We start from the raw sequence: 1,862 nt of genomic DNA, 5'->3' as shown, positions 1-1,862 counted from the left end.
CCGGCTCGCCGCGCGGGCACCAGGGCGCGAGTCCCACCACTCCGCTGACCCGTTCGTGTCCCGCGACGGCCAGGGCGGCACGGCCTCCCATCGAGTGCCCGACGAGCACCACCGGGACCGGGCCCGCGAGCTGCTCCAGCTCGTCCAGCGCCCGGCGCGCGTCACGGGCCGCGTCGGCCCGCCCGCCGTTCCATCCCTGGTACCGGTAGCGCACCCGGCCCACCACCACGTCGTATCCGTCGGTGGCCCGCAGCACCGCCCAGGTGAAGGGCCACATCCGTACGCCCGGCGCGTTCACCCGGCCCGGTGGCCGCTCGCCCTTGGAGCGTCCGCCGTGCAGCACCAGAACGGCGGCGCGGGGCCGCGGTGAGGTCCTGTCCAGGACCAGGGCCGACTGAACGGCTGCTCGGCGCTGAACGGCTGCTCGCCGATCGCTCACGGACACGTGGAGGCCTTTCTTCCGACGGTCGGGACCCATGGCGGGCACCCTTCTTGCTGGTCGTACGGAACCGACCGTACGGACCGCTCGTACGGAGCCGCACGCTTCACCGGGCACTCGTACGGGGACTGCGGCACCCTTGACGCATGCCGGAAGTACCCGAAGTCGAAGCGCTGCGCGAGTTCCTCGACGGCCATCTCGTGGGCAAGGAGATCGTCCGCGTCCTGCCCTTGACGGTCAATGTCCTCAAGACCTATGATCCGCCGCTCTCCGCCCTGGAGGGCGCCACCGTCACCGCCATCGCCCGCCACGGCAAGTATCTCGACATCGTCGCGGCCGGTGCCGACGGCGGTGCGGAGCTCCATCTCGCCGTCCATCTCGCCCGGGCGGGCTGGCTCCGCTGGAAGGACTCGTTCCCGCCGCAGCCGCCCAGGCCCGGGAAGGGCCCGCTCGCGCTGCGGGTCGTCCTCGCCGGAGGAGACGGCTTCGATCTGACCGAGGCGGGCACCACCAAACGGCTCGCCGTCCATCTCGTCCGTGATCCGGCCGAGGTTCCCGGTATCGAACGGCTCGGGCCCGATCCGCTCGACGACTCCTTCGACCGGGACGCGTTCGCCCGGCTGCTCGCCGGTGAACGGCGGCAGATCAAGGGCGCGCTGAGGGACCAGCGTCTGATCGCCGGCATCGGCAACGCGTACAGCGACGAGATCCTGCATGCCGCGAAGATGTCCCCGTTCAAGCCGGTCAAGAATCTCTCCGAGGACGAGATCACCCTCCTCTACGAAGCGCTGCGCTCCACCTTGCGCGAGGCGATCGAGCGCTCGCGCGGAGTGGCGGCCGGGCGGCTCAAGGCGGAGAAGAAGAGCGGGCTGCGGGTGCACGGCCGCACCGGCGAGGCCTGTCCGGTCTGCGGTGACACCATCCGGGAGGTCTCCTTCAGCGACTCCTCGCTCCAGTACTGCCCGACCTGCCAGACCGGCGGCAAACCGCTCGCCGACCGCAGACTGTCCCGGCTGCTCAAGTAGGTCCCGCCCGCGCAGGCCGACCTGCTCGGACCTACTCGGACCCGCCCGCGCAAGCCCGCCCGCGCAAGCGCGCCCGCTCAGATCCCGCTCAGGTGGCGGGACGTGCCGTACGGTCATGCCCTCCGCCGATCGTCACCAGCCGGCGGCCGTCCGCGCTCCGTACCTCGAAGTGGTCGATCTCGTCGGGACGCAGCGCCGCTCCGCCTCGGGTGACCAGCGCCGTCCCGTCGTCGGCCCGCGCGGCCCACGTCGTCACGGTCTCCCGCGAACCGTCCGTCCCCACCGCGATCAGGGCGCAGACACCGGAGGCGCCCGGCCGCACCAGCTCAAGCCCGACATCCGTGCCCCAGCCCGTCTCCGCGGCCGTGACCACGGCCGCCGTGCCCGTCGCCGGGTCC

At 72.3% G+C, this 1,862-nt stretch carries 2 protein-coding genes and 1 pseudogene; 1 reads left to right on the top strand and 2 read right to left on the bottom strand.

From position 1 onward, the window contains the following. Positions 1 to 445, bottom strand: a 445-nt coding sequence (locus GA0115259_RS36675; protein ID WP_256098305.1) for an alpha/beta hydrolase, incomplete at its 3' end; no start/stop codon positions are given. Positions 446 to 585: 140 nt separating this feature from the next. Here GA0115259_RS36675 and GA0115259_RS36670 point away from each other — a divergent pair. After that, on the top strand, positions 586 to 1,464 hold the full coding sequence (locus GA0115259_RS36670; RefSeq protein ID WP_093604816.1) for an Fpg/Nei family DNA glycosylase: 879 nt from the start codon (positions 586 to 588) through the stop codon (positions 1,462 to 1,464). An 88-nt stretch (positions 1,465 to 1,552) separates the two neighbouring features. Here the strand turns inward: GA0115259_RS36670 and GA0115259_RS40895 are convergent. Continuing rightward, positions 1,553 to 1,862: pseudogene (locus GA0115259_RS40895) on the bottom strand (hypothetical protein); the annotation flags it as partial.

Origin of the sequence: Streptomyces sp. MnatMP-M17, assembly GCF_900091995.1 — a bacterium.
In the GTDB taxonomy this organism is placed as follows: Bacteria; Actinomycetota; Actinomycetes; order Streptomycetales; family Streptomycetaceae; genus Streptomyces.
The sequence above is the reverse complement of the archived record's forward strand: the minus strand, read 5'-3'. Positions and strand labels throughout refer to the sequence as shown.

Bases quoted from the DNA above. Each gene is read 5' to 3' on its own strand.
- GA0115259_RS36670 (WP_093604816.1), top strand. From the start codon at position 586: ATGCCGGAAGTACCCGAAGTCGAAGCGCTGCGCGAGTTCCTCGACGGC.